Genomic DNA, 23,315 nt, shown 5'->3' on the forward strand with positions numbered 1-23,315 from the left:
CTTGATCTGACGCAGCCCGGCGCGGTTTGGTTCCACCTGATCTGTAATCTCGGAAAACGATGACGGACGACGTCGGATCGCGGTGGCACCTCGGGCCCGCCCGTGTCCTCCAGGTGGCCGCCGCCCTCGTCGTGGTGCAACTTCTCGTGCGGACGTGGGTGGCCGCGAACAGCGACTTCTACTGGGACGATCTGATCCTCGCCGGACGCGGCGGAAGCCTCCCGCTGCTCTCCGCCGACCTCCTGCTCTACGACCACGACGGTCACCTCATGCCCGGGGCTTTCCTGGTGGCGGGTATCGCGACGCGGGTGGCGCCGTACGAGTGGATCCTGCCGATGCTGACGATGCTCGCGCTGCAGGCGGTGGCGTCGTATGCGGTTTTCCGGTTACTTCGCACGCTTCTCGGGCCACGCCCCGTCCTGCTGGTTCCGCTGGCGATCTATCTGTTCTCCCCGCTGACCGTGCCTGCGTTCGCCTGGTGGGCGGCGGCGCTCAATGCCCTGCCCCTGCAGATCGCACTGGCGTGGGTGGCGCGCGACGCCCTCGAGCTGTGCCGCACCGGACGGCGGCGATACGCGGTCTCGGGCACGCTCGTGCTGATCGCGTCGCTGCTGTTCTTCGAGAAGTCCGTCGTGGTCCCGTTCGTCGCGTTCGCGACCGTGGCCCTGCTCGCGCACGTCGGCGAGCGGGAGCGGCCGGTGCGGTCGACGCTGCGGCGAGGCGCGGCCCTCTGGATCCCGTCGGCGGCGGTGCTCGCGGTGTGGGCGGCGTTCTACTTCTCCACCGTCGCGTCGCAGTGGGAATGGGCGGGTGCGTCGCGGGCGTTCGAACTGTTCCACCACGGCACGTCGCTCGGGCTGCTGCCCACGTTCGTGGGTGGGCCGTGGACGTGGGACCGGTGGATTCCCAGTCCCCCGTGGGCCTCCCCGTCGACGGCACTGGAAGTGGTCGGCTGGGTCGTCCTCGTCGCGGCGGTCGTCACGACGGTCCGGCTGAAGCGCCGCATCGGCTGGGTGTGGATACTCACGGCCGCGTACTTCCTGCTGTCGGTGACCGCGATGGTCGTCACCCGCTGGGGCGCCGACACCACCTACGAACTCGCACAGACCTTGCGCTACTTCACGGACACCGCGGTGATCCTCGCGATCGCCGTCGCGGTGATCGCCCGCGCACCCCGACGACGCGCCGACCCCGTCCGGGTGCGGCCGCTGGTGGCCGTCACCGCCGTGGCCGTGTTCGTCGCGAGCAGCCTGTGGTCGACGTACACGTTCACCCGCAGCTGGGAGGAGAACCCGACCACCGCCTACCTCGCGACCGCGCGTGCGTCGCTCGCCGAACGGGACGACGCGCCGATCCTCCAGCAGCCCGCGTCCATCTGGGTCCTGTTGCCGGTGGCGTACCCGAACAACCTGGTGAGCCGGGTCTTCGCCCCGCTGCGCGACCGCCCCGAGTTCTCCGACAGCACCCCCGACCTCCGGATGATCGACGACGCGGGTTCGGTGGTCGACGCCCAGGTCACCTGGGTGCGCGCGATCGAGCCCGGACCCGTCCCGGACTGCGGGAACCTGGTGGACCAGCGCAGTTTCGTGTCCCTCCCCCTCGACGGACCGCTGACCGGCTGGGAGTGGACTGCGCAGCTCAACTACATGGCCACCGCGGACGGTGAGATCGCCGTCGCGATGGAAGTCGGCAGCCCGGTACGGGTGCCGGTGCACCGCGGCCCGAACTCGGTGTTCGTGCGGCTCACCGGTGGCGGTCAGAGCGTGCGGGTGAGCACCCTGACCCCGGACCTGTCGCTGTGCATCGGCGCGGGCCCGGTCGGGGTCGTGGTGCCGAAATAGTTACCGCCCGTACCGCGACCACGCGACGCGGGCACTGGCCGCCCCGACGATCGCGGCGGCCACCTCGTCCCAGCCGGCTGCGGGCAGCCCGAGCTTCGCGAACAACGAGCGGCGCGGCCCGGTCATCTCGAGGGTGGCGTCGGGGAACCGCTTCTCCACCACCTCGCGCAGTGTGCCGATCCCGTCGATGATGCCGAGTTCGACGGCGCGGCGTCCCAGCCAGACGTCGCCGTTGAACAGCTCGGCCCCGTCCGCCCTCAGCTTGTCCCCGCGGCGGCCGACCACCCAGTCACGGAATTCGTCGTGGATACCCTCCTGGATCTGTTCGAGCCACTGCACGTCCTCGGACTTCTCCGCGAAGAACGGATCGAGGCGGGCCTTCGCCTCGCCCGCCGAGTGGAGCCGCCGTTCGATGCCCAGCCGGTCGATCAGTTCGGAGAACCCGAAGCCCGCCGAGATGACACCGACGGAGCCGACCACCGACGTGGCGGTCGCGTAGATCTCGTCCGCCGCGCAGGCCAGCCAGTAGCCGCCGGACGCGACGACGTCCTCGCAGAACGCGAGCACGGGCAGTTCGTGTTCGGTGGCGAGCTGACGGATGCGGGCAGCGATGTATTCACTCTGCGTCGGCGACCCACCGGGACTGTTGATCAGCAACGCCACCGCTTTCGCACCATGCGTGGTGAACGCCCGCCGCAACGGTTCCTCGACGGATTCCGCGCTCAGCACCCGCCCGAAACCCGCTCCGCCGGACGCGATCATCCCCTGCAGCCGCACCACCGGCACCACGCCGGCGCGGGAGCCTCCGAACGCGTCGGGCAGCTTGTCGGCCAGCGGTTTCGGCAGGTTCAGTGGGATCTTGGCCATGAAATCAGCGTACCGATCACGGATCGGGCAGAGTGGTTCACATGGAGTTGCGAATCTTTACCGAACCCCAGCAGGGTGCCACCTACGACGATCTTCTTGCGGTGGCGCAGGCCGCCGAACGTTTCGGATACGGCGCGTTCTTCCGGTCGGATCACTACCTCGCCATGAACACCGAGGGGCTTCCCGGGCCCACCGATGCGTGGATCACGCTGGCGGGTCTCGCCCGGGAGACGTCCACGATCCGTCTCGGCACCCTCGTCACGTCCGCGACGTTCCGGTATCCCGGACCGCTGGCAATCTCGGTGGCGCAGGTCGATCAGATGAGCGGTGGCCGCGTCGACCTCGGCATCGGCGCCGGCTGGTACGAGGAGGAGCACCAGGCGTACGGCATCCCGTTCCCGCCGCTGAAGGAGCGGTTCGAACGGCTCGAGGAGTCCCTCGCCGTCATCACGGGGCTGTGGCGCACTCCGCTCGGCGAGACGTTCTCCTATGACGGGACGCATCTGACGGTCAAGGATTCGCCCGCACTCCCGAAGCCGCGGCAGCCGCAGGGTCCGCCCGTCCTGATCGGCGGCACCGGCAAGAAGAAGACCCCCGCGCTGGCCGCGAAGTATGCGGACGAGTTCAACGTCCCGTTCCAGTCCGTCGACGAGACGCGGGACGTGATCGAACGGGTCCGGCTCGCGTGCAAGGCTATCGACCGCGACCCGACGGAGCTGGTGTACTCCAACGCGCTCGTCCTGTGCTGCGGGCGCACCGAGGAGGAGATCGCGAAACGCGCCACGAGTATCGGACGCGAGGTGCGCGAGCTGCGGGAGAACGGACTCGCCGGGTCGCCCGCCGAGCTCGTCGACAAGATCGGCCGCTACGCCGAGGCGGGATCGCAGCGGATCTACCTGCAGACCCTCGATCTCAGCGACCTCGACCACCTCGAACTGGTCGCCAGCGAGGTCGTTCCGCAGCTGGGCTAGGCGAGCTCGAGTTCGGCGGCCACGACGACCGGAAGATTCAGGGGCAGCGCGGCCACCCCGATCGCCGTCCGGGCGTGGTCGCCGACGTCCGGGCCGAATACGTCGAGCACCAACTCGGAGAACCCGTTGAGCACCGCGGTCGTCCGGTCGTAGCCCGGCTCGGCGTTGACGAACCCCGTGACGGTGAGCCACGCACCGATGCGGTCGAGGTCGCCCACCGCGCGACGGACTCCCGCCAGCACCGCGAGGGCGGTGAGCCGGGCGGAGTGCGTGGCATCGGCGGCCGACACGTCGGTGGGAACGGACCCGAACGGTCCGGCGGGTGTGCCGTCTGCGGAGAGCGGCCCGTGACCGGACACCAGCACTCTGCGGCCGTGCACGCGTACCCAGCTGAACGGCAACTCCATCCCCGGCGGCAATTGGACGGCGCGGGGCAGCACCAGCCCCAGATCACGTAGTCGGGACTCCGCACCCATCACAACTCCGCTCGACGACTGCCCGGGTCATTCGGCGTGCTCAGCAACATTCCGTTCCCTTTCCGCCGGTGGAATGCTCGAAGTACGACCGGAACGGCCGTGTGACTCGAGTGCGCCGGAGGTTGTCATGGGTTCTGCGGAAGAAGCGGTAGTGCGTCGATTCTACGAGGAGATGAACAACAATCGGAAGAACGAGATAGCGGAGGAGCTGTTCAGCAGCGACCACGAGATGCATGATCCCCAGGTCCCGGGTGGGCCGGGTCCCGCGGGGATGGCCGCGGCGATCGCGGCCTACCAGGACGGAGTGGACGGGCACTGGACAATCGAGGAGATGTTCTCGGCCGGTGACCGCGTCGTCGTGCGCTGGACGGGCACGGGTACGCACGTCGGTGAGATGAACGGGATTCCGCCGACCGGAAACAAGATCCGAGTGGACGCGATCTCGATCCACCGGCTGGCCGACGGCAAGATCGCCGAGACCTGGCAGGTGTGGGACACGCTCGGATTCCTTCAGCAGCTCGGCGCGGTCCCCGCGAGCTGAACCCGCCACACCCTCGGGAGGGTGCGATGAAGTACGTGATTACCTGGACGCTGCGTAACGGTGGGTCCGCCGCCGAGAACGAGGAAGCTGCGCGGCGGAGCCTGGAAGTGTTCGCACGATGGACGCCGGCGGAAGGGGCGACCTTCCATCATTTCCTCGGTCGCCTGGACGGAACCGGGGGATTCGCCTTCGTCGAGGCGGATGACCCGAACGACGTCTTGGACGGCCCGACGAAATTCGGCCCTTTCTTCGAGTTCCACGTCTACCCGGTCGCCGACATCGCCGTCACCACGCAGGCTGCGCAGCAGGCGGTCGAGTTCAGAGGCTCGATCAGCTGAGCGGGCTCAGTGCCGAGTGGTCGAATCCAGGAACTGGCGGAGGTCGCGGTCCCACTGCGCGTCGCGAGCGCGGTTCAGGGAGGCGCGGCAGATGAGGAAGCCGGACAGCGCGATCATCATCACCGCGAACCAGGTGAACAGCCCGGCGATCACGCCGGCCACTCGTGCCGCCGACGGCGACATCGGTTCGGTGGTGAGGTTGCCGTCGGCGTTGACCCAGATGTCTTCCTTCGTTCCCGAAGGAGTGGCCGGGTCGACGGTGATGTCGGCGTGGCGGGTCTCGTTGCCCCACGTCCACTTGGCGGGGGCGGTGTCGACGCCCGACGGCGCGACGTCGGAGGTGACGGACACGCCGGTGGAGTCGGCGAGCGTGGTGGCGGAGAGGGTGCGGTAGTCCGCGACCTGCTTCTCCGCCAGCGTCAGCTGACTGTCGATGGTCCGGGCACCCACGAGGATGGCCAGCGGGAGCATCGCGAACGCGAGCACCACGACCGCGAGGGTGAGCATGTTCTCGATCCGGTCCGAGCGCCGGAGTAGCGGGTTGTGCCGCTGACGGGCCGACCGCTTACGCAGTCCCCGTGCTTGAGAGTTGTTCCACATTCCGGATCCGGTCCTCTCGCCGACAATTCCCTACCATCCAGGGTCGTACGCAAGGCAAACAAGATCAAGTCAATCCGGTGTGTCTTTGGGCACTGTGCCGTAATACACTCATCTGCTCCCCGCCATCTCACGATGCTCCTTGGGGCTCACTCCGCGCACGCGTTTGAACGCCGCACTCAGCGCGAATCCGCTCCCGTACCCCACGCGCTGGGCCACGGACGCGACCGTGGCGTCGGGTTCGCGGAGCAGATCCGCGGCCAGGGACAGCCGCCAGCCGGCGAGGAAAGTCATGGGCGGTTCGCCGACGAGGTCCGTGAACCGTCGTGCGAGGGCAGCCCGCGACATGCCGGTTTCCGCGGCGAGCGACTCCACGGTCCACTGGCGGGAGGGGTTGTTCTGCAGGATGCGCATCGCCTTGCCCACCACCGGGTCGCTCTGCGCCCGCACCCACGACGGCGCCTCCGCCGCCGGTCGCGCGAACCAGGCGCGTAGCACCGCGATCAGGAGCAGGTCGAGCAGACGGTCGAGGACGGCTTCCTGCCCGGGTTCGTCTCGCACCACCTCGTCGTGCATGAGGGTGACGAGCCGCGAGTCCCAGTCGGCGCGGCGCTGCACGACGAGTTCCGGGAGCGCGGTCAGCAGTCGCATGCTGATCTCGCCGGGAGTCTGGTACGTCCCGGTGAGCATCACCGTGCGGCCGTCCGCACTGTTTCCCCAGGTGCGCACGCCGAGGTCCATCGCCTCGGCGAGCGGTTCCCCGCGGAGCGTCGTGCAACTCTGGTCGGGGTTGATGATCACGTGCGGCGGGGTGTCCGGATGGTCGGCGACGACGTATCGCTCGGGTCCGCGGACGATCGCGACGTCACCCTCGGTGAGCTGCACCGGCTCGCCGGTGTGCGGAAGGATCCACGCTTCGCCGCGGCCCATCGCGACAAGGCTGAGCGGCGCGTGGTCGTCGATCTGTAGCGACCACGGCGGTTCCATGATCGAGCGGAGCACGAATGCGCCTGCGGCACGGGGACCACTGATGAGACCGGCGAGGGGATCCACACATCCAGCGTAGACGCTCGCGTATGGATCAGCGCGTTTCAACCATGGAAAGTCTCGGCGTTGCCGCCTTGACTGAAACACATGACAACGACACCGCACACACTCGTCCTCACCGCCACCGGCAAGGTCGGCAGCCGCGTCCTCGCCCGGCTCGCCGCCGCGGAAGTACCCGCTCGGGGCGGCTCCCGCACCGGCCGTCCCCCGTTCGACTGGGAGAACAGGGACACGTGGCGGCCCGCACTCGAGGGAATCACCTCGGTGTACATCGCCTACTACCCGGATCTCGCGGTGCCGGGAGCGGCGGAGGTCGTCGAGGAGTTCGCCGGCCTGGCTGTCGCGAACGGCGCCCGCCGACTCGTCCTCCTCTCCGGTCGCGGCGAAACCGAGGCCGAGCGCAGCGAACTGGCGATCCGCAAGGCGGGAGCCGAGTGGACGATCCTCCGGTCCAGTTGGTTCAGCCAGAACTTCAGCGAAAGCTTCATGCTCGACTCACTGCTTGCCGGCGACCTCGCACTGCCCGTCGAAGGGCGCGTGCTCGAACCCTTCGTCGACGCGGACGATCTCGCCGAGATCGCCGTCGCCGCACTGACCGGGGACGGCCACGCCGGCGAACTGTACGAACTGACCGGGCCGCGGTTGTTGTCGTTCGGCGACGCCGTCGCCGAGATCTCGGAGGCAACGGGTCGCGAGATCCGGTACACCCCAGTCACTTCGGAAGAGTATTCGACGGCGCTGGCCGGGCAGGGGGTACCGTCCGACGCGATCGGCCTGCTCACCTATCTGTTCGACGAAGTGCTGGACGGGCGCAACGCATCACTCACCGACGGGGTGGAACGCGCACTGGGGCGCGCGCCCCGCGACTTCACCGACTACGTCCGCGCCGCAGCAGCGGCCGGTGTCTGGAGGGTCTGACCATGGAGCGTTATCTGACGATCGTCACGGCGGTGGGCGCCGGCGTGGTGGGCGGCGTGATGTTCGCGTTCTCCACGTTCATCATGAGCGGGCTCGGACGCCTGGAGCCGGCTCAGGGCATCTCGGCGATGCAGGCGATCAACCGCGAGGCGCCGAACTTCTGGTTCATGACGGCGTTGTTCGGCACCGCACTGACGTCGATCGCCCTCGCGGTCGTCAGTGTGGTGCGGCACGACGATTCGGCCGTCTACGCGGTGATTGCCTGCGCGCTGTATCTCGTGGGGATCGTCCTGACCATCGTCTACCACGTGCCGCACAACAACGCGCTGGACGCAATCGATCCCACCGCGGCCGACTCGGCGGCGTACTGGCGCGACTACGTGTCGGGCTGGACCGGGTGGAACCACGTGCGCACCGTCAGCGCCATCGCGGCGTCCGCGGTGCTCACGTGGTCCGCGACCCGCGGGTGAGACCGGGGTCTACGAGGGCGGCAGGATGTCGGTCTGCGCCGGGACCTCGTCCTGCTTCAGCAGCCCGACCGGGCAGCTGACGCCGGTGGCGTGCACGGGGCAGTAACCGCCGGGGTTCTTCGCGAGGTACTGCTGGTGGTAGTCCTCGGCGTAGTAGAACTGCGTGAGCGGGGCGATCTCCGTGGTGATCGCCCCGTATCCGGCTTCGGCGAGCCTCTTCTCGAAGGCCTCACCGGTGGCCTCGGCGATCTCCACCTGCTGTTCGTCGATCGTGTAGACGGCCGAACGGTACTGCGTTCCCTGGTCGTTGCCCTGCCGCATGCCCTGCGTGGGGTCGTGGTTCTCCCAGAACTCCTTGAGGATCTCGGCGTACGAGATCACCTTCGGATCGAAGACCACGAGCACCACCTCGGTGTGCCCGGTGCGGCCGGAGCACGTCTCCTCGTAGGTGGGGTTGGGGGTGTAGCCGCCGGCGTATCCCACCGCGGTGGTGTAGACGCCGTCGAGTTGCCAGAACTCCTTCTCGGCGCCCCAGAAACATCCCATGCCCAGCACCGCGGTCTGCATGCCCTCGGGGAACGGGGGCTGCAGGGGGTGACCGTTGACGAAGTGCGTCGCCGGAACGGGAATCGGCTGGCTACGTCCCGGGAGGGCATCCTCGGCGGTGACCATCACGGACTTAGCGGCTGCTCGACCCAGAAGCTCGTCGTACCAAGACATGATTCGATGCTACGCGCGGTGCCGCGGTGGTCTCCTGGGCGAGCGCCGACTGCGCCCGCATCCGCTCGACGCGCGCGGTCACCCACCCCGTGGCGGGGACCTCCACCCACCGGTACAGCGCCTCTGACACCAGTGCCGTCACCACGAGAAATGCGATCACCGCCCCGGTCTCGCCGAACGAGCCGACCGTGTGCTCGTACACGCGGTAGAGGATCAGCGTGTGGACGAGGTAGATCGCGTAACTGCGCGACGCGGTCCAGCGCACGACGGCCCAGTGCGCCGCCGGCCCGTCGTATCGGCCCACCAGCACGACGCACGCGGTGACGACGGCGAACGTCCAGAGGTAGTGATCGCCCGCCCAGTACACCCGGAAATCGGTGGCGAGGCGGATGACCTCGACCTGGGCCAGCCCGGCGACGACGATCCACCGGCAGTCCGCGAGCCGCGCCCAGCCGAGGTAGATGATCTGCCCCAGGAACACGGCAGGCAGCGTCGCGGCGATCTTCGACATCATCGGGACCGTGTACGGCTGTGGCGCGTACAGGTTGTAGAGCAGGATCAGCGCGCAGAGCGCGGCACCCGCCATCGGCATCGCGATGGGCAGGGTGCGCAGAACGGGGCGCGCGGCCACACAGGCGAGGTAGAAGAAGATCTGCACGGCGAGGGTCCAGGTGACCCCGAGAACCGCCACCTCGGGTTTGAGGAAGAATCCGCCGAGCACGAAACTCAGGGCCGCGTCGACGTTCGACACCCCGTCCTGGCCGCTGAACATGCCGTTGATGCCGAGGCGGACCAGCACGATCGCGGCGAGAACGGCCACCCAGAATGCGGGCAGGATGCGTCCGAGCCGGTTGACCAGAAATTGCCCGGGCTCGTGACGAATGGCCGAACGGGTGATCAACACCCCGGTCAGCATCATGAAGACGGCGACCCCGAGAAAGGACAGATGCTGGTTGAGACCGCCCCGCTCGATGAAGATTTGATAGACGACGTCGATGAACCACCATCCGGTTCCGAGGTCGTCGATCAGATAGAACGAGATGTGCGAGTAAATCACGGCCAGAACTGCGAAGAAGCGCAGCAGGTTCGCGCCCGTGAGCTCCACACGCGGCGCGGCCGCATGCGAATCTGCAACAGGTATCAGCGAAGGCATCGCGTCAGCTTAAGGTTCCGTTCACCGGTCGGACGAATTCTCACGACATCCAGTGTCACCGCGCCAGCCTTTTTTCGGGTGCCCGAACTTTCCTGTGAGGGAATCGCTCGGTGACCCCAACTGTTGCGCAGGGTGTACCAATGAGATTGGGTATATACCCGAGAACGATTCGCCAAAGGCGGGTGTCAGACGCGTGCCCACGTGTCGTCGGCACCCGGAAACACAAGGGCTCACAGCCCATAGATGAAGGGACCCTCGTGTCTGTTTACACGCTGCCGGAACTCCCGTACGACTACGCAGCTCTCGAGCCGCACATCTCCGGCAAGATCATGGAACTGCACCACGACAAGCATCACGCCGCGTACGTGACCGGTGCCAACACGGCCCTCGACAAGCTGGCCGAGCTCCGCGAGTCGGACACCCTGCCCGCCGTGGTCAACCTGCACGAGAAGAACCTCGCCTTCCACTTGGGCGGCCACACCAACCACTCCGTCTTCTGGAACAACCTCTCGCCCGACGGTGGCGACAAGCCGACCGGTGAGCTCGCGGCCGCGATCGACGACCAGTTCGGCGGCTTCGACGCGTTCCGCAACCACTTCTCGGCCAACGCCAACGCCATCCAGGGCTCCGGCTGGTCCATCCTGGCCTGGGACTCCATCGGCCAGCGCCTGCTCATCGTCCAGCTGTACGACCAGCAGGGCAACATCCCGATCGGCCTCACGCCGCTGCTGCTCCTCGACATGTGGGAGCACGCCTTCTACCTCGACTACCAGAACGTCAAGGGCGACTACGTCAAGGCATTCTGGAACATCGTGAACTGGGCGGACGTCGCCGCTCGATTCGAGAAGGCACGCACGCAGACCGCGGGCCTGATCGTCTAGTTCCTCTTCGCGGCCACGGGCGCACGGACCACTCTCGGGTGTGTCCGTGCGCCCGTGCTCGTTTCGGCACCGGAAGTCCTTCCGAGCAGGCCGAGCGTCCAATAGGCTTCGGAAGTGACCGAGTTCAGCAACCCCGCCCGGGACGACGCCCTCGTCCACGCATTCCGCGACGACGCGCTCGGCGACCTCGACGCCACCGGCCTCGCGGCACGGATCGCGTCCGGGGAGGTGACGATCCGCGAGGTGACGGAGGCGGCGATCGCGCGCGCCGAGTCGGTCGGGCCCGCCTTGAACGCCCTGGCGTTCGCCGACTTCGACCGTGCGCTGACGGAGGCGGACCGACCGCACGAGGGTGTCTTCGCAGGAGTGCCGACCGTCGTCAAGGACAACGTCGACGTCGCCGGCCTGCCCACGCAGCACGGCAGCGTCGCCTTCGCGGCGCAGCCCGCCCGGGTCGACAGCGACTTCGTCACGCAGTACCTGTCCACAGGTGTGCTCTCGCTGGGGAAGAGTCGGCTGCCCGAGTTCGGGTTCAGCGCATCCACCGAGTTCATGGACGCCGAGGCCGTGCACAATCCGTGGAATCTCGCGTTCTCGCCGGGAGCGTCCTCGGGCGGTTCGGCCGCACTCGTCGCTTCGGGGGTGGTACCCATCGCGCACGCCAACGACGGTGGCGGATCCATCCGCATTCCCGCGGCCGCGTGTGGGCTCGTCGGCCTGAAACCGTCCCGCGGGCGGACGGTCCCCGACGCCATGGACAAGACGCTGCCGATCCGGATCATCGCGCAGGGCGCCGTCACCCGCTCGGTGCGGGACACCGCACGGTGGATGGCGGCCGCCGAACGCCACTACCGCAATCCGGCACTGCCACCCATCCGGTTGGTCGAGGGGCCGAGCAGCACCCGGCTGAGGGTCGGGGTGGTGGTCGACTCGGTCACCGTGTCCCGCACGGACGACGAGACCCGCAAGTCGGTCCACGCCACCGCCGATCTGCTGGCGGACCTCGGGCACCACGTCGAGGAGTGCCCGATGCCGGTGAACTCCTCGTTCGTCGAGGACTTCTGCATCTACTGGGGGTTCCTGTCTTTCGTCATCTCCAGCAACGGCAAGCGGATGCTCGGACCGGACTTCGACCGCGACGCCACGGACAACCTGACGCGCGGACTCGCCGCGATGTACCGCAAGAACATCACGAAGACTCCACGCGTGCTCTACCGGTTGCGTCGCACGTACCGTGACTACGCGCAGATCTTCCAGAAGTACGACGTGATCCTGTCGCCCACCCTCGCGCACACGACGCCGGAGCTCGGATACCTTTCGCCGACACAGAGTTTCGAGGAGCTCTTCGACAAGCTGATCGCCTATACGGCGTTCACGCCGCTGAACAACGCTTCGGGCGGACCGGCCATCTCGCTGCCGATGCACGAGACGTCCCGCGGCCTGCCGCTGGCATCGCACTTCTCCGCCGACCACGGCGACGAGCGGACGCTGCTCGAGTTGGCGTTCGAGCTCGAGCAGGCCACGCCGTGGCGTCGCATCCAGGACGCCCGCTGACGGTCAGGCCCTGCGCCGCACGGCCATCCACACGACGGCACCCGCCAGCAGCACGGTGGTGACCCCGAAGCCGGCGGCGAGGTGCTCGGCGGTGAGGATCGGTGACGGCGCGGAGAGTGTGCGGGTCACCGCGACCGGTTCGGCGAGCACCGTCGCCAACTGGTTCTGCTGTGCCGCCGTGCGCACCGGCATCGCCGCGACACCGTTGTTGAGGTCGGTGGACAGCTGCCCGGACAACGTCTTCAGCTTCGCGAACCCGTCGACGATCTGCGAGGTGGCGCCTTCGAGCATCTCCGGTGCCTGATCGGCGATCGGGACGATGCCGTCGTTCAGCTGCCGCGCCCCGCTGCTCAGCTGATTGCTGGCGTCGGTCAGCTGGCCCATCGCGACGCGCACGAGTTCGCCCAGGTCCGTGTCGGGGCCGACCCCGCCGCCCAGCAGACCGGGCACCGAACCCAGCTGTGAGGAGAACAGACCGAGGTCGGCACTGACCTGACGGAGCGACGGGACCACGTCCGAGGCAACGGGAGTGGCGTCGAGAACGCGGATCGCCTCGTCGAGTCTGGTACGCATCCGGGTGGCGCTGTCGTTCGCCTCGCCCAGCGTCAGGCCCAGCGCACTCAACCGGTCCGCGAGGTCGTCGGCCGTTCCCGACGTCTGGTCGACGACGCCCGCCACCTGGTCGGCGACGCCCAGCAGTTGCACCGAGCCCGACCGTGCCGTCTCGAGATACGGGAGCAGCGTGTCGGCGCCCTCCGTGAGCTGTTGTGCCGCATCGTCCGCCGCGGCCGTGCCGGCCGCGAGGAACCCGGCCGTCATTCCCGCCTGCTGGAACCGCGTCCGCGACGAGGACATGTCCGCCAGCAGATCCGTGATGCCGTCCGCGCCGATCTGGGAGGACACCACTCCGGAGAGTTCCTCGGACGCACCGGTGTCGGAACCCGCGACGTCGAGGTCGAGGGTCGCCTGCCGCGGCTTCGCGCCCCACACCGAGGACACCGCCTCGCTGAAGTCCTCGGGCACGGTCACCGTGGCGAACCAGTCGCCGCCCGCCGCCGCGTCCGCGTCGACCACCTGCCAGTCGAAGGCCTCGTTCGCCTCGAGCTTCTCGATCAGGGTGTCGCTCGCACGCACCGGTTTTCCGTCCACGGTCGCGCCTGCGTCCGTGTTGACGATCGCCACGGTCCGACTGTCTGCCGCGCTGCCACCGAGGAACACGTACCCGAGTCCCCCCGCGGACGCCAGGACCAGGCCGGCCATGGCGGCCGCGGCGACGCGCCGCGAAGTGAGGACCTTTCGCGTCGACTCGGTTCGGGCGTGATTCGCGGGATTCCGTGCGCGCTCAGAGGTCATTCCGGTGAGGATAGGTGGCCTTCGTAGCGGCACATTGTGACGATTCTGAGGATTCTCTGAGATGTCTGCCCGCCCGAAGACCGGTTAGCACTCCCCTGCTCTTGTGTGCCAGGCACTGTCGGGCGCATTCTTCAAGTACCCAACGAGGTGTGCAGAACCAGTCGTGTTCGCAGCGTGTCATCACACCGAGGAGGCAGAGATGAACAGGGACGGCTACATCGGCATCTCGCCCTTCCAGGCCGCGGGTACCTTGCGGGGATTCGTCATTTCCGGGCGCTGGCCCGACACCACCAAGGAATGGGCCCAGTTGCTCGCGCTCGCCGTGCGGGTGGCGTGCGTTCCGGGGCTGCTCCACACCACGACCGTCTTCGGCGCGCACGAGGACCTGCCCGAGGAGCCCGAGCCCGAGACCGTCGGCCTCGTGGTGGCCGAGGGCACCGTTCTCGGGGAGTTCGCGCTCGCTCCCGGTCGCTTCGCGGATCATCAGCCGCCGGCGCTGATGATGCTGCACCCGCCGTCCGAGACCACGCCGTCGCTCCCGGAGTGCGCGGGCGCCGCTTCGGGCTGTGTTCTGCTTCCCGGTCTCCCCCACCTGGGGTTGGAACACCGGGCGGCGTGGGTGGAAGCAGAGGCGGACGGGACGGTGACGTCCATGGTCAGCCGGGTGGGCATCGACCCGATCAGCGATCCCGACACTGCCGTTTTGGCCATGCTACTGGCCTCGTGAGGGAACCCGAAGTTTCTGCGGTCGGTGCCCCAAACTTATTGCCGCCTTTGCCTTTCGGATAAGTCACGCTAACGTTACGGACATCGAAGGGGAGTAGCCCCCAATCGCCTGCGTCGACATACTGGCTCGTTGCTTCACCGCACCGGACCCGGCCTGGCGAACCGTCGCCGGATCACCCGGCGCCGGTGGGCGAGACCTTCGGCCGGACAGACGTACCCGCGTCTGCCAGGCCGGAGGAATCCACCTGTCATCCTCCGACCGACTACTGGAGGAGGATGCCCGTGCTGACCGCCGCACTGCTGAGTTTCGGCGTGATCTTCGTCGCAGAACTGGGAGACAAATCCCAGCTGATGGCGATGACGTTCGCGCTGCGCTACCGCTGGTGGGTCGTGATCGCCGGCATCACCGTCGCGACCACCGTGGTCCACCTGGTGTCCGTCGCCGTCGGCCACTACCTCGGTGTTGCCATCCCGACCGCGGCCATCAGCATCGTCGGCGGTGCCGCCTTCCTGATCTTCGGTGCGTGGACGCTGCGCGGCGACGACCTCAGCGAGGACGAGCAACTCAAGGCCGGGCGGGCCACCCGTTCGGCGTTCCTGGCCGTCACGTCCGCGTTCTTCCTCGCCGAACTCGGCGACAAGACCATGCTCGCCACCATCACGCTCGCCACCGACCACGACACGGTCGGCGTGTGGATCGGCTCGACCGTCGGCATGGTCGCGGCCGACGCCCTGGCCATCGTCGTCGGCGCCGTGCTGGGTAAGCATCTGCCCGAGAGTGTCATCCGCATCGGTGCGGCGGTTCTGTTCTTCGCGTTCGGCATCTGGTTGCTGCTCGAGGGTCTGCTTCCCGGCAACGCGGCCGGCCCGATCGCCGGCGTCGCCGTCGTCGTTCTGGCGCTGGCCGGTGCTGCCGGTCGCGCAGTGTGGTCACGGCGCCGCCGCGGTGCTTCGGCAGAGCCCGAACAGATGCAGCACCAGGACTGAACCCGGTCGACAAAGACGCGCCCTGGGGCAATACTCGGAAGCCTTGGAGTACCTCGCAGTTCTCACGGACGAGAGGGCGTGTGTGAACCATCCCGTAGCAAGCGGCAAGCCTGCGATTCTCACCGTCGACGACGATCCCGGAGTATCGCGCGCCGTCGCCCGCGATCTCCGGCGCCGGTACGGCGAGAAGTACCGGATCATCCGCGCCGAATCCGGCGAGTCCGCACTCGACGCGATGAAGCAGATGAAACTGCGCGGGGATCCCGTCGCGGCGATCCTGGCGGACTACCGGATGCCGTCGATGAGCGGGATCGAATTCCTCGAGAAGGCCATGGACCTGTATCCGGTCGCGCGGCGAGTGCTGCTCACGGCCTACGCCGACACCGACGCGGCCATCGAGGCGATCAACGTCATCGACCTCGACCACTACCTGCTCAAGCCGTGGGACCCGCCCGAAGAGAAGCTGTACCCGGTGGTCGACGCCCTGCTCGAGGCGTGGGCGTCGTCGGATCAGCACCCCGCCGAAGAGACGAAGGTCGTGGGTCATCGCTGGGCACCGCGGTCCTCGGAAGTGCGCGAGTTCCTGGCCCGCAACCAGCTGTCGTACCGCTGGTACATGTCGGACGAGCCGGAGGGCGGGCGGCTGCTCGATGCCGCCGGCGAGGACGGCCGGCGCCTGCCCGTGGTGATCTGCTCGGACGGCGAATGCCTGGTGGAGCCGTCGGACACCGAACTGGGACGGCATCTCGGACTCCGGACCGACCCGTCGGAGAACTTCTACGACCTCGTCGTCGTCGGCGGCGGACCGGCCGGTCTGGGCGCCGCCGTCTACGGCGCCTCGGAAGGTCTGCGCACCGCCCTGATCGAACGGACCGCGACCGGTGGGCAGGCGGGTCAGAGCTCACGCATCGAGAACTACCTCGGTTTCCCCGACGGCGTGTCCGGCGCGCAACTCGCCGAACGGGCCCGCAGGCAGGCCACCCGATTCGGGGCCGAACTGATCACCACCCGCGACGTCGTGGCGCTCGAGGTCAACGGATCGGCACGGACCGTCCGGTTCGCGGACGGCGACACCCTCGACGCGCACACGGTGATCCTGGCGACCGGCGTCTCCTACCGACGTCATCCCGCGCCCGGAGTCGACGACCTCACCGGCCGCGGCGTCTACTACGGCTCCGCCGTCACCGAGGCCGCCCGCTGCACCGACCAGGACGTCTACATCGTCGGCGGGGCCAACTCCGCCGGACAGGCGGCGGTCTACCTGTCGCGGGGCGCCCGCTCGGTCACCATCGTCGTGCGGGCGCAGTCGCTCGAGGAGTCGATGTCGTACTACCTCGTCCAGCAGATCGACCGGAACCCGCGCATCCGCGTCCGGCCGTGCACCGAGGTGATCGGCGTCGAGGGCGAGGGGCACCTCGAGAAGATCCGGCTGCGCAACAACGCGACCGGCGACGAGGAGACCGTCGACGCCGGGTTCCTGTTCCTGTTCATCGGCGCCGCCCCGCGGACCGAATGGCTCGAGGGCGTCGTCGCGCGGGACGAGAACGGGTTCGTCGTGTCCGGACCAGACCTCGTCGTCGACGGGAAACCACCGAGCGGCTGGCCCCTCGACCGTCTTCCGCATCACCTCGAGACGAGCGTCCCGGGGATCTTCGCGGCCGGTGACGTGCGCTCCGAATCGGCGAAGCGGGTGGCGTCGGCGGTCGGGGAAGGCGCCATGGCCGTGATGCTCGTCCACCGCTACATCGGCCAACCGTGACCGGGGGCAGACCATGACCCAACTTTCGTGCAATCCCCCCGAGCTGAGGACGTTGTTCCTCTTCGAGAAGCTCACCAACCACCAGCTCGAGCAGCTGTGCGAGAAAGGGCACGTCGAGCTGATCGAACCCGGCCCGGTGTACGCGGAGGGTGAGGTCGCGACGTGCTTCTACGTGCTGATCGAAGGCGAGCTCGTGCTGAGCAAGCTGTCGGGTGGCGAGGAGATCGAGTTCAACCGGACATCGCAGCGCGGCGTGTACGCCGGGGCCTGGCAGTCGTACCTCGGTGACCGCGCACCCCAGACGTACACCGCGTCGATGCGCGTCACCGCCCCGTCGAGGTTCTTCGTCCTCGACGCCGACCGTTTCGGGCAGCTGATGCGCGAGTGGTTCCCGATGGCCGTGCACCTGCTGGAGGGGCTGTTCTTCGGTAAACAGAGCGCGAAGCAGGTCGTCGATCAGCGGGAACGCCTCCTCGCGCTGGGGTCGCTGTCGGCGGGGCTCACGCACGAGCTCAACAACCCGGCGGCGGCCGCGGTCCGGGCGACGGCGTCGCTCCGCGACCGGGTGTCGCACATGCGGCAGAAGCTGAGCGTGATCGCCTCGGGCGTATACGACAGTCAGGCGCTGGCCACGTTGATCCGGTTGCAGGAGGAGGCCGCCGAACTGGTGGCGAAGGCGCCGACGCTGACCCCGCTCGAAGCCTCCGACCGCGAGGACGAACTCGGCGACTGGTTCGACGACCACGGTGTCTCCGGGGGCTGGGACCTGGCGCCCACGTTCGTGCAGGCGGGTCTCGACGTGCCGTGGCTCGAGCGGATCGTCGCCAGCGTCGACGACGAATCGATGGTCGAGAGCGCGATCCGCTGGCTCAACTACACCATCGAGACCGAACTGCTGATGAACGAGATCGCCGACTCGACAGCCAGGGTCTCCACGCTCGTGAACGCCGCGAAGCAGTATTCGCAGATGGACCGTGCCCCGTACCAGCGCGTCGATCTGCGGGAACTGCTCGACAGTTCGCTGGTGATGCTCGGCCGCAAGATCGGCGACTCCGTCACGGTAGTGAAGGAGTACGACCCGACACTGCCGCAGATCCCCGCGTACGCCGCGGAACTCAACCAGGTGTGGACGAACCTCATCGACAACGCCGTCGCCGCCATGGACGGCCACGGCACCCTCACCGTCCGCACCCGCCGCGACGGCGAGATGGCGCTCATCGAGATCGGCGACACCGGACCGGGTGTGCCCGAAGAGATCCGGTCACGCATCTTCGAGCCGTTCTTCACCACGAAACCCGTGGGCGAGGGAACCGGGCTCGGCCTCGACATCTCCTGGCGCATCGTCGTGAAAAAGCATCGCGGTGACCTGCGCGTCGAGTCCGAACCAGGCGACACCCGGTTCCAGGTCCGCATTCCGATCGAACCCGAAGTCGCAGAAGCAGAAGGAGCCTCAGATGGGTGAGCTGGAGGGAATCGACCCGAGCGTGCCGCCGAGCGGAGACGGATGCGCCGAATGCGACAGCGACGGCGGGTGGTGGGTGCATCTGCGCCGCTGTGCGCAGTGCGGCCACATCGGGTGCTGTGACTCCTCACCGGAACAGCACGCCACCAAGCACGCCGCCGACACCGGCCACCCCGTCGTGCGCAGCTTCGAACCGGGCGAGAACTGGTTTTGGAACTACGCCACCGAGACGGCCTTCGAGGGCCCCGAACTCGCCCCGCCGCAACATCATCCGATCGACCAGACCATCCCCGGTCCCGGCTCCCGGGTTCCGCCGAACTGGCAGGCCTTCATTCACTGACTCGCGTGTGGTCGGAGTTGCGCGAGGCGGTGTGCCGTCGCCGCGTCCTGTTCGTCGTACCGGGCCAGCGCCGCTTCGAACGTCGCCTTCAGGTCCAGCGCGTAACGCTCGTGCGCCGCGAACGTCCCGGCCGCCGAGTTCTCGACGGCGACGCCCGGGCCGCCGATCGCCGTCGCCCGGAACCGCGCAGCCAGTTCCGCCGCCGACCGCAGATGGGTTTCGCCGAGACCGAAGCTCTCGGGCGCGAGTTCGCGGTGCGCGCGCTCTCGGAGATCCTGCATGTCGGCCGCCAACACGTCGCACGCGGCGATGCACCGCACCAACGCATCGCGGTCCACTTCGAGCCGATCCTCGGTCATCCGTCCCCCTACGGTCGTCGTGCGCGTCCCCTGATCCGCGCGAGAAGACAAAATACCCGCTCCCCGCGCCCACGAGGTTTCCCTCGCCTCTGCCGTCACACCGAGCGGGCGTTATGGTGCAGGTCACCAGGGTCGGCCAACGGAGGTCGCCGGGAACGTAAGGATGCGAACTGTGGAAATTCAGGGAACCGCCGCACTGGTCACCGGAGCGGCCTCGGGCCTCGGCGCCGCCACCGCCAAGCGTCTCGCCGACGCAGGAGCCACCGTGTTCGGACTCGACCTGCAGCAGTCCATCGAGCGCGCCGGCGACAACGTCCCCGACGGCGTGACCCTCCTCGCCACCGATGTCACCAGCGGCGACGAGGTCCAGGCCGCGATCGAGAAGATCGTCGAATCGGGTCTGCCGCTGCGCATCGTCGTCAACTGCGCCGGCGTCGGCTGGGCCGGCCGCATCCTGTCGAAGAAGGGCCCGCACGACCTCGAACTGTTCCGCACCGTCATCACCGTCAACCTCCTCGGCACGTTCAACGTGATGCGCCTCGCCGCCGACGCCATCGCCAAGACCGACACCGTCGACGAGTCCGGGCAGCGCGGCGTCATCATCAACACCGCGTCCGTCGCCGCGTTCGAGGGCCAGATCGGCCAGATCGCCTACTCCGCATCCAAGGGCGGCGTGCACGGCATGACCGTCCCCGCCGCCCGCGACCTCGCGCAGTTCGGCATCCGCGTCAACACCATCGCCCCCGGCATCATCGACACCCCGATGCTCGCCGGTGTCACCGACGAATACCGCAAGGGCCTCGAAGCCGGTGTCCCGTTCCCCTCCCGCCTCGGTCAGCCCGCCGAATACGCACAGCTCGCCCAGATGATCGTCGAACACGATTACCTCAACGGTGAGACCATTCGTATGGACGGCGCTCTGCGCATGGCGCCGCGGTAGGCGGATCCGCGCCCTTCGCTGGGAGGTGAGCATGGGTTTCTACTCGGACCGGATCGTTCCGCGACTCGTCGACATCAGTTGCGGGATGAAGTTCACGGAGCCGACGCGGCGACGCGTCTGCGCCGGTCTGCACGGGCGCGTGGTGGAGATCGGATTCGGGTCGGGCCTCAACGTCCCGTTCTACCCGGCCGCCGTCGATTCGGTGAGCGCCGTCGAACCCGCCGACCTCGGCTGGAAGCTGGCGGGCAAGCGCCTGGACGCGTCGACGACCACGGTCGAACGGTCCGGCCTGGACGGCCAGTCGCTCCCCTTCCCGGACAACAGTTTCGACACCGCACTGTCGACGTGGACGATGTGCACCATCCCGGACGTCGACGCCGCGCTCCGGGAGGTCCGGCGTGTCCTGAAACCGGGCGGCACACTGCATTTCGTCGAGCACGGTCTCGCCCCGGACGAGAACGTCCAGCGGTGGCAGCGCCGGCTCGAACCGATCCAGAAGACGGTGGCCGGTGGGTGCCACCTCACCCGCGACATTCCCACCCTGGTGACTAACGCCGGATTCGAGGTGACAGACCTCGACCGGTTCTACGAGACATCTACGCCGAAGATCGTCGGCGCCTATTCCCTCGGAGTTGCGGCTTCGCCGCCCGTGCGTGCCTGAAGAGTCCAGGGACTCGTCAACCGCTCACAGGCGGCGGCGCCGCCTGTCGTCGATGTAGAACAGCACGAGGGCTCCGCACAGGAGGGCGGCGGGGATCCAGGCGGCGGATCCGCCGAAGTAGCGGGTGGCGAACGCTCCGACGACGGCCCCACCGGCGAAGCTGCTGACGATGGCGGCGTACACCCGGGTGTGCTGACGCGATTCGGGGACCTTCTCGATGAATGCGGCGTACGCCGACTCGGTGAAGCGCATGAGGTTGCCGGTGGTGGCGACGGCGATGTACGACAGCGACCCGATGGTGCGGAACAGGCCGAACTGCATGGCGGCGACGAAAGCGATGGGAACGGTGACCAGCGCGTTGGGGACGTCCGGGGGAACGAACGCGACCGCGACGAGGACGACGACCTGCGCGCCCATGGCGATCCGGATCGGGTGGTCGAAGACGCTGTGGGCGAGTTCGCCCTTGAGCAGGTGCGCGAACGCGACACCGACGATGAACGCGAGGATCGGCCACAGGTGTGCCCGGGCGGCGTGGAAGTGCCGCTCCGACAGGTCGATGGCCATGAGGATGACGTTGCCGGTCTGGGCGTTCGCGAAGACCCCGCCGCGGCTGATGTAGGTGTAGGCGTCGAGGAAGCCGCCCGCGGCGGTGAGGAGCAGAGCGAACCGCAGCGTCGTGGATGTCTTCGGCACCTCCACCTGACCACCCCTACCGAATCGGGCCCTGTCTTGCAGCCTAGAGGTCGGATGCGAGCGGGATCTCCTTCTCGGCCCGATCCGACATCCATTCGCGCAGTACTTTCGTGGCGATGACGTCGTCCTCGTTGTATTGCAGCAGTCGTTCGCGCTGGGTGAGGTCGGGTTCGCCGTCGTAGCCGACGGCTTCGCGGTACCAGCTCATCGACGCTTCACCGCCGGCGTCGGCATCGCGCCACCGGAATCCGGCGACCGGGGCGATCTTCTTGAGACCCTTGCCGCCCGGGCAGATGAACTGGTCGCTGACGGCCTGGTAGATGTCGACCCATTGTGGGCTGTCGATGAATTCGCGGATCTCGGCCTCGGTGGGGATGCCGGGCGCCCCGGCGAACCGGCGGGCGGAGTCCAGCAGCCACTTGTCCTCCGCGGACCGCGAATAGCAGTACGCGGCGAAGGTCCTGCCGCTCAGCGCCGCCGCTTCCCGCTCGGCCATCAGCCACGTCCAGAATTCCGCGAACGACCGTGCCTCGTCCTGCGTCGGCACCGGATCCCAGCTGACGAACGGCCGGTACGCCGACACCCCGTCCACGTTGAGGAGCGTGCCCCACAGGTAGGCGCCGTGTTCCTGGTAGCTCTCCATGTCGACGTCGACCTCGACGTCGGCACGGGTCACCCGGATCTCCGGGAACCGCCGCACCAGCGGCGCTCCGGCGAGCCACGCCTTCGCGGTGACGACGGCGTCCTCGAACGCGCCGTGCGGCCAGTCCTCGAGCGGTTCGCGGTCCCACGCCGCGAGGTCGTCGATGGTGTGGCAGCCCGCGTCGCGCAGCATGTCGGCGCGCGAACCGGTGGCCACCAGGCTCACGTCGTGTGTCTGGGTCAGCTGCTCCTCGCAGCCGGGCCACCACGGGCAGGAACGGCATTCGCCGATCCTCGACGGCACGGTCGCCGATTCCCCGCGGGCGACGGCGAGCCGGTCGGCGAAGCGTTCGTCGTAGTCGTCGAGGATGGTGGTGAGGTCGTGCACGAAAATGACGTCGGAGCCGTAGCCGATCGCGCCTGCCACGAGGGCCGGACTCGCGTACCCGTGCCGCTCGAGCATCCGGTACACCTGCGCGACGCGCATCTGGTCGCGGACCTGGCTGCGCGGCTTCCGCGCCGCGTCCTCCCGCGGCTTCCACTCGAACATGTCCGATGTCACCGCGCCGCGGCCGGGGTCGGTGACCTTGTGGTTGACGACGATCACCGGGATGTACCCGCCGTGGTCCTCGTCACGGATGAGGATCTCGCAGCGCGCCCGCCGGCCGGCGACCCGGTCGAGTGGGAGCACGGCTCCCCAGATCCGGTCCGCGCCCGCCTCGCACGCGGCCAGGGTGTCCTCGGCCCGCAGGCGCAGGCTCTGCTCGGTGTCGATCTGCACCCACCGTTCCGGCGCATGATCGGTGAGGATCCGGCGGACGTCTTCGCGCTTGGCGGCGGCGGCATCCTGACGCTGGCGGACCCCCGGGTCCTCGGGTGCGGCCGCGAGTTGTTCGGGGAACGCCGCATCGAGGTGCACCCGGTGGCGGCACCGCGTCAGTGCGCTGGCATCGATCACCGTCCCCGACGCCTTTCCGGGAGAGGCGTCGGGTTCTGATTGCTGACCGATATGGGAACAC

The 23,315-nt window shown here is 68.2% G+C and carries 25 protein-coding genes; 15 read left to right on the top strand and 10 right to left on the bottom strand.

The window, feature by feature from the left end:
• The first annotated feature begins 59 nt into the window (after positions 1–59).
• Complete coding sequence (locus OYT95_RS17015; protein ID WP_268792005.1) at positions 60–1,841, top strand: hypothetical protein; 1,782 nt, start codon at positions 60–62, stop codon at positions 1,839–1,841.
• Here OYT95_RS17015 and OYT95_RS17020 read toward each other — a convergent pair whose 3' ends face one another.
• Positions 1,842–2,708, bottom strand: a complete 867-nt coding sequence (locus OYT95_RS17020) for a S49 family peptidase (RefSeq protein WP_268792006.1) — start codon at positions 2,706–2,708, stop codon at positions 1,842–1,844.
• Positions 2,709–2,749: 41 nt separating this feature from the next.
• Here OYT95_RS17020 and OYT95_RS17025 point away from each other — a divergent pair, with 41 nt between their 5' ends.
• The gene (locus OYT95_RS17025) at positions 2,750–3,679 is read left to right on the top strand and encodes an LLM class F420-dependent oxidoreductase (RefSeq protein ID WP_268792007.1); all 930 of its coding nucleotides are present in this window, start codon (positions 2,750–2,752) and stop codon (positions 3,677–3,679) included.
• Here OYT95_RS17025 and OYT95_RS17030 read toward each other — a convergent pair.
• Positions 3,676–4,155, bottom strand: a complete 480-nt coding sequence (locus OYT95_RS17030; RefSeq protein ID WP_268792008.1) for a RidA family protein — start codon at positions 4,153–4,155, stop codon at positions 3,676–3,678. The genes OYT95_RS17025 and OYT95_RS17030 overlap by 4 nt on opposite strands.
• A 127-nt stretch (positions 4,156–4,282) precedes the next feature.
• Here OYT95_RS17030 and OYT95_RS17035 point away from each other — a divergent pair, with 127 nt between their 5' ends.
• Both OYT95_RS17035 and OYT95_RS17040 read left to right on the top strand, forming a co-directional pair.
• The gene (locus OYT95_RS17035) at positions 4,283–4,696 is read left to right on the top strand and encodes an ester cyclase (protein ID WP_268792009.1); all 414 of its coding nucleotides are present in this window, start codon (positions 4,283–4,285) and stop codon (positions 4,694–4,696) included.
• A gap of 26 nt (positions 4,697–4,722) precedes the next feature.
• Entirely contained in the window at positions 4,723–5,034 is a 312-nt protein-coding gene (locus OYT95_RS17040; protein WP_005248883.1) for a DUF3303 domain-containing protein, read from the top strand.
• Between the two features lie 6 nt (positions 5,035–5,040).
• On the opposite strand, the gene OYT95_RS17045 is transcribed toward OYT95_RS17040, so the two are convergent.
• Positions 5,041–5,634 (bottom strand): Rv1733c family protein, encoded by a 594-nt coding sequence (locus tag OYT95_RS17045; RefSeq protein WP_268792010.1) that lies wholly within the window; start codon positions 5,632–5,634, stop codon positions 5,041–5,043.
• A gap of 108 nt (positions 5,635–5,742) precedes the next feature.
• Complete coding sequence (locus tag OYT95_RS17050; protein WP_268792011.1) at positions 5,743–6,684, bottom strand: AraC family transcriptional regulator; 942 nt, start codon at positions 6,682–6,684, stop codon at positions 5,743–5,745.
• An 81-nt stretch (positions 6,685–6,765) separates the two neighbouring features.
• Between OYT95_RS17050 and OYT95_RS17055 the strand changes: the two genes are divergently transcribed.
• Together OYT95_RS17055 and OYT95_RS17060 are read left to right on the top strand one after the other, a co-directional pair.
• A complete protein-coding gene (locus OYT95_RS17055) occupies positions 6,766–7,596 on the top strand; it encodes an NmrA family transcriptional regulator (protein ID WP_128640333.1) in 831 nt (276 codons plus the stop codon).
• Positions 7,597–7,598: 2 nt separating this feature from the next.
• A complete protein-coding gene (locus OYT95_RS17060; protein ID WP_037228292.1) occupies positions 7,599–8,066 on the top strand; it encodes an anthrone oxygenase family protein in 468 nt (155 codons plus the stop codon).
• Between the two features lie 9 nt (positions 8,067–8,075).
• Here the strand turns inward: OYT95_RS17060 and msrA are convergent, their stop codons facing one another.
• A complete protein-coding gene (gene msrA / locus OYT95_RS17065) occupies positions 8,076–8,786 on the bottom strand; it encodes a peptide-methionine (S)-S-oxide reductase MsrA (RefSeq protein ID WP_268792012.1) in 711 nt (236 codons plus the stop codon).
• Positions 8,746–9,939 carry an acyltransferase family protein gene (locus OYT95_RS17070; RefSeq protein ID WP_268792013.1) on the bottom strand — a complete coding sequence of 398 codons (1,194 nt, stop codon included), beginning with the start codon at positions 9,937–9,939 and terminating at the stop codon, positions 8,746–8,748. Before OYT95_RS17070 ends, msrA begins: the two co-directional genes overlap by 41 nt.
• A 257-nt stretch (positions 9,940–10,196) precedes the next feature.
• Here OYT95_RS17070 and OYT95_RS17075 point away from each other — a divergent pair, with 257 nt between their 5' ends.
• Both OYT95_RS17075 and OYT95_RS17080 read left to right on the top strand, forming a co-directional pair.
• Positions 10,197–10,820 carry a superoxide dismutase gene (locus OYT95_RS17075; protein ID WP_005248891.1) on the top strand — a complete coding sequence of 208 codons (624 nt, stop codon included), beginning with the start codon at positions 10,197–10,199 and terminating at the stop codon, positions 10,818–10,820.
• Between the two features lie 114 nt (positions 10,821–10,934).
• On the top strand, positions 10,935–12,374 hold the full coding sequence (locus OYT95_RS17080; protein ID WP_037228296.1) for an amidase: 1,440 nt from the start codon (positions 10,935–10,937) through the stop codon (positions 12,372–12,374).
• A gap of 3 nt (positions 12,375–12,377) precedes the next feature.
• On the opposite strand, the gene OYT95_RS17085 is transcribed toward OYT95_RS17080, so the two are convergent.
• Complete coding sequence (locus OYT95_RS17085; protein ID WP_112301559.1) at positions 12,378–13,727, bottom strand: hypothetical protein; 1,350 nt, start codon at positions 13,725–13,727, stop codon at positions 12,378–12,380.
• Between the two features lie 199 nt (positions 13,728–13,926).
• On the opposite strand from OYT95_RS17085, the gene OYT95_RS17090 reads away from it, so the two are divergent.
• The 5 genes from OYT95_RS17090 (at position 13,927) to OYT95_RS17110 (ending at position 19,001) form a co-directional block, all read left to right on the top strand.
• The gene (locus tag OYT95_RS17090) at positions 13,927–14,454 is read left to right on the top strand and encodes a hypothetical protein (protein WP_005248897.1); all 528 of its coding nucleotides are present in this window, start codon (positions 13,927–13,929) and stop codon (positions 14,452–14,454) included.
• Positions 14,455–14,729: 275 nt separating this feature from the next.
• Positions 14,730–15,440: a TMEM165/GDT1 family protein gene (locus OYT95_RS17095; protein ID WP_081792233.1), complete on the top strand. Its 711-nt coding sequence runs from the start codon at positions 14,730–14,732 to the stop codon at positions 15,438–15,440.
• Positions 15,441–15,522: 82 nt separating this feature from the next.
• Positions 15,523–17,199, top strand: coding sequence for an FAD-dependent oxidoreductase (locus OYT95_RS17100; protein WP_112301557.1), 1,677 nt, complete (start codon positions 15,523–15,525; stop codon positions 17,197–17,199).
• A gap of 13 nt (positions 17,200–17,212) precedes the next feature.
• Positions 17,213–18,661: an ATP-binding protein gene (locus OYT95_RS17105; protein ID WP_268792014.1), complete on the top strand. Its 1,449-nt coding sequence runs from the start codon at positions 17,213–17,215 to the stop codon at positions 18,659–18,661.
• Positions 18,654–19,001: a UBP-type zinc finger domain-containing protein gene (locus OYT95_RS17110; RefSeq protein ID WP_112301556.1), complete on the top strand. Its 348-nt coding sequence runs from the start codon at positions 18,654–18,656 to the stop codon at positions 18,999–19,001. Before OYT95_RS17105 ends, OYT95_RS17110 begins: the two co-directional genes overlap by 8 nt.
• Here OYT95_RS17110 and OYT95_RS17115 read toward each other — a convergent pair.
• Positions 18,995–19,360 (bottom strand): hypothetical protein, encoded by a 366-nt coding sequence (locus OYT95_RS17115; protein ID WP_268792015.1) that lies wholly within the window; start codon positions 19,358–19,360, stop codon positions 18,995–18,997. The two genes, OYT95_RS17110 and OYT95_RS17115, sit on opposite strands and share 7 nt — an antisense overlap.
• Positions 19,361–19,532: 172 nt before the next feature.
• Here OYT95_RS17115 and OYT95_RS17120 point away from each other — a divergent pair, with 172 nt between their 5' ends.
• Complete coding sequence (locus tag OYT95_RS17120; protein ID WP_005562584.1) at positions 19,533–20,300, top strand: SDR family NAD(P)-dependent oxidoreductase; 768 nt, start codon at positions 19,533–19,535, stop codon at positions 20,298–20,300.
• 31 nt (positions 20,301–20,331) lie between these two features.
• Entirely contained in the window at positions 20,332–20,961 is a 630-nt protein-coding gene (locus tag OYT95_RS17125) for a class I SAM-dependent methyltransferase (protein ID WP_268792016.1), read from the top strand.
• Positions 20,962–20,985: 24 nt separating this feature from the next.
• Here OYT95_RS17125 and OYT95_RS17130 read toward each other — a convergent pair whose 3' ends face one another.
• Positions 20,986–21,660, bottom strand: a complete 675-nt coding sequence (locus tag OYT95_RS17130; RefSeq protein WP_128640340.1) for a YoaK family protein — start codon at positions 21,658–21,660, stop codon at positions 20,986–20,988.
• Positions 21,661–21,697: 37 nt separating this feature from the next.
• Complete coding sequence (locus tag OYT95_RS17135) at positions 21,698–23,254, bottom strand: TM0106 family RecB-like putative nuclease (RefSeq protein ID WP_128640341.1); 1,557 nt, start codon at positions 23,252–23,254, stop codon at positions 21,698–21,700.
• Positions 23,255–23,315: the final 61 nt, after the last annotated feature.

It is taken from the genome of Rhodococcus sp. JS3073 (genome assembly GCF_026810085.1).
GTDB classification, from domain to species: domain Bacteria; phylum Actinomycetota; class Actinomycetes; order Mycobacteriales; family Mycobacteriaceae; genus Rhodococcus_F; species Rhodococcus_F wratislaviensis.

Excerpts from the sequence above, each read along its gene's own strand:
- OYT95_RS17015 (WP_268792005.1), top strand. The coding sequence starts at position 60 with ATGACGGACGACGTCGGATCGCGGTGGCACCTCGGGCCCGCCCGTGTC.
- OYT95_RS17115 (WP_268792015.1), bottom strand. The coding sequence starts at position 19,360 with ATGACCGAGGATCGGCTCGAAGTGGACCGCGATGCGTTGGTGCGGTGC.
- OYT95_RS17105 (WP_268792014.1), top strand. The coding sequence starts at position 17,213 with ATGACCCAACTTTCGTGCAATCCCCCCGAGCTGAGGACGTTGTTCCTC.
- msrA (WP_268792012.1), bottom strand. The coding sequence starts at position 8,786 with ATGTCTTGGTACGACGAGCTTCTGGGTCGAGCAGCCGCTAAGTCCGTG.
- OYT95_RS17045 (WP_268792010.1), bottom strand. The coding sequence starts at position 5,634 with ATGTGGAACAACTCTCAAGCACGGGGACTGCGTAAGCGGTCGGCCCGT.
- OYT95_RS17040 (WP_005248883.1), top strand. The coding sequence starts at position 4,723 with ATGAAGTACGTGATTACCTGGACGCTGCGTAACGGTGGGTCCGCCGCC.
- OYT95_RS17035 (WP_268792009.1), top strand. The coding sequence starts at position 4,283 with ATGGGTTCTGCGGAAGAAGCGGTAGTGCGTCGATTCTACGAGGAGATG.
- OYT95_RS17085 (WP_112301559.1), bottom strand. The coding sequence starts at position 13,727 with ATGACCTCTGAGCGCGCACGGAATCCCGCGAATCACGCCCGAACCGAG.
- OYT95_RS17090 (WP_005248897.1), top strand. The coding sequence starts at position 13,927 with ATGAACAGGGACGGCTACATCGGCATCTCGCCCTTCCAGGCCGCGGGT.
- OYT95_RS17020 (WP_268792006.1), bottom strand. The coding sequence starts at position 2,708 with ATGGCCAAGATCCCACTGAACCTGCCGAAACCGCTGGCCGACAAGCTG.
- OYT95_RS17055 (WP_128640333.1), top strand. The coding sequence starts at position 6,766 with ATGACAACGACACCGCACACACTCGTCCTCACCGCCACCGGCAAGGTC.
- OYT95_RS17110 (WP_112301556.1), top strand. The coding sequence starts at position 18,654 with ATGGGTGAGCTGGAGGGAATCGACCCGAGCGTGCCGCCGAGCGGAGAC.
- OYT95_RS17030 (WP_268792008.1), bottom strand. The coding sequence starts at position 4,155 with ATGGGTGCGGAGTCCCGACTACGTGATCTGGGGCTGGTGCTGCCCCGC.
- OYT95_RS17025 (WP_268792007.1), top strand. The coding sequence starts at position 2,750 with ATGGAGTTGCGAATCTTTACCGAACCCCAGCAGGGTGCCACCTACGAC.
- OYT95_RS17125 (WP_268792016.1), top strand. The coding sequence starts at position 20,332 with ATGGGTTTCTACTCGGACCGGATCGTTCCGCGACTCGTCGACATCAGT.
- OYT95_RS17095 (WP_081792233.1), top strand. The coding sequence starts at position 14,730 with ATGCCCGTGCTGACCGCCGCACTGCTGAGTTTCGGCGTGATCTTCGTC.
- OYT95_RS17060 (WP_037228292.1), top strand. The coding sequence starts at position 7,599 with ATGGAGCGTTATCTGACGATCGTCACGGCGGTGGGCGCCGGCGTGGTG.
- OYT95_RS17070 (WP_268792013.1), bottom strand. The coding sequence starts at position 9,939 with ATGCCTTCGCTGATACCTGTTGCAGATTCGCATGCGGCCGCGCCGCGT.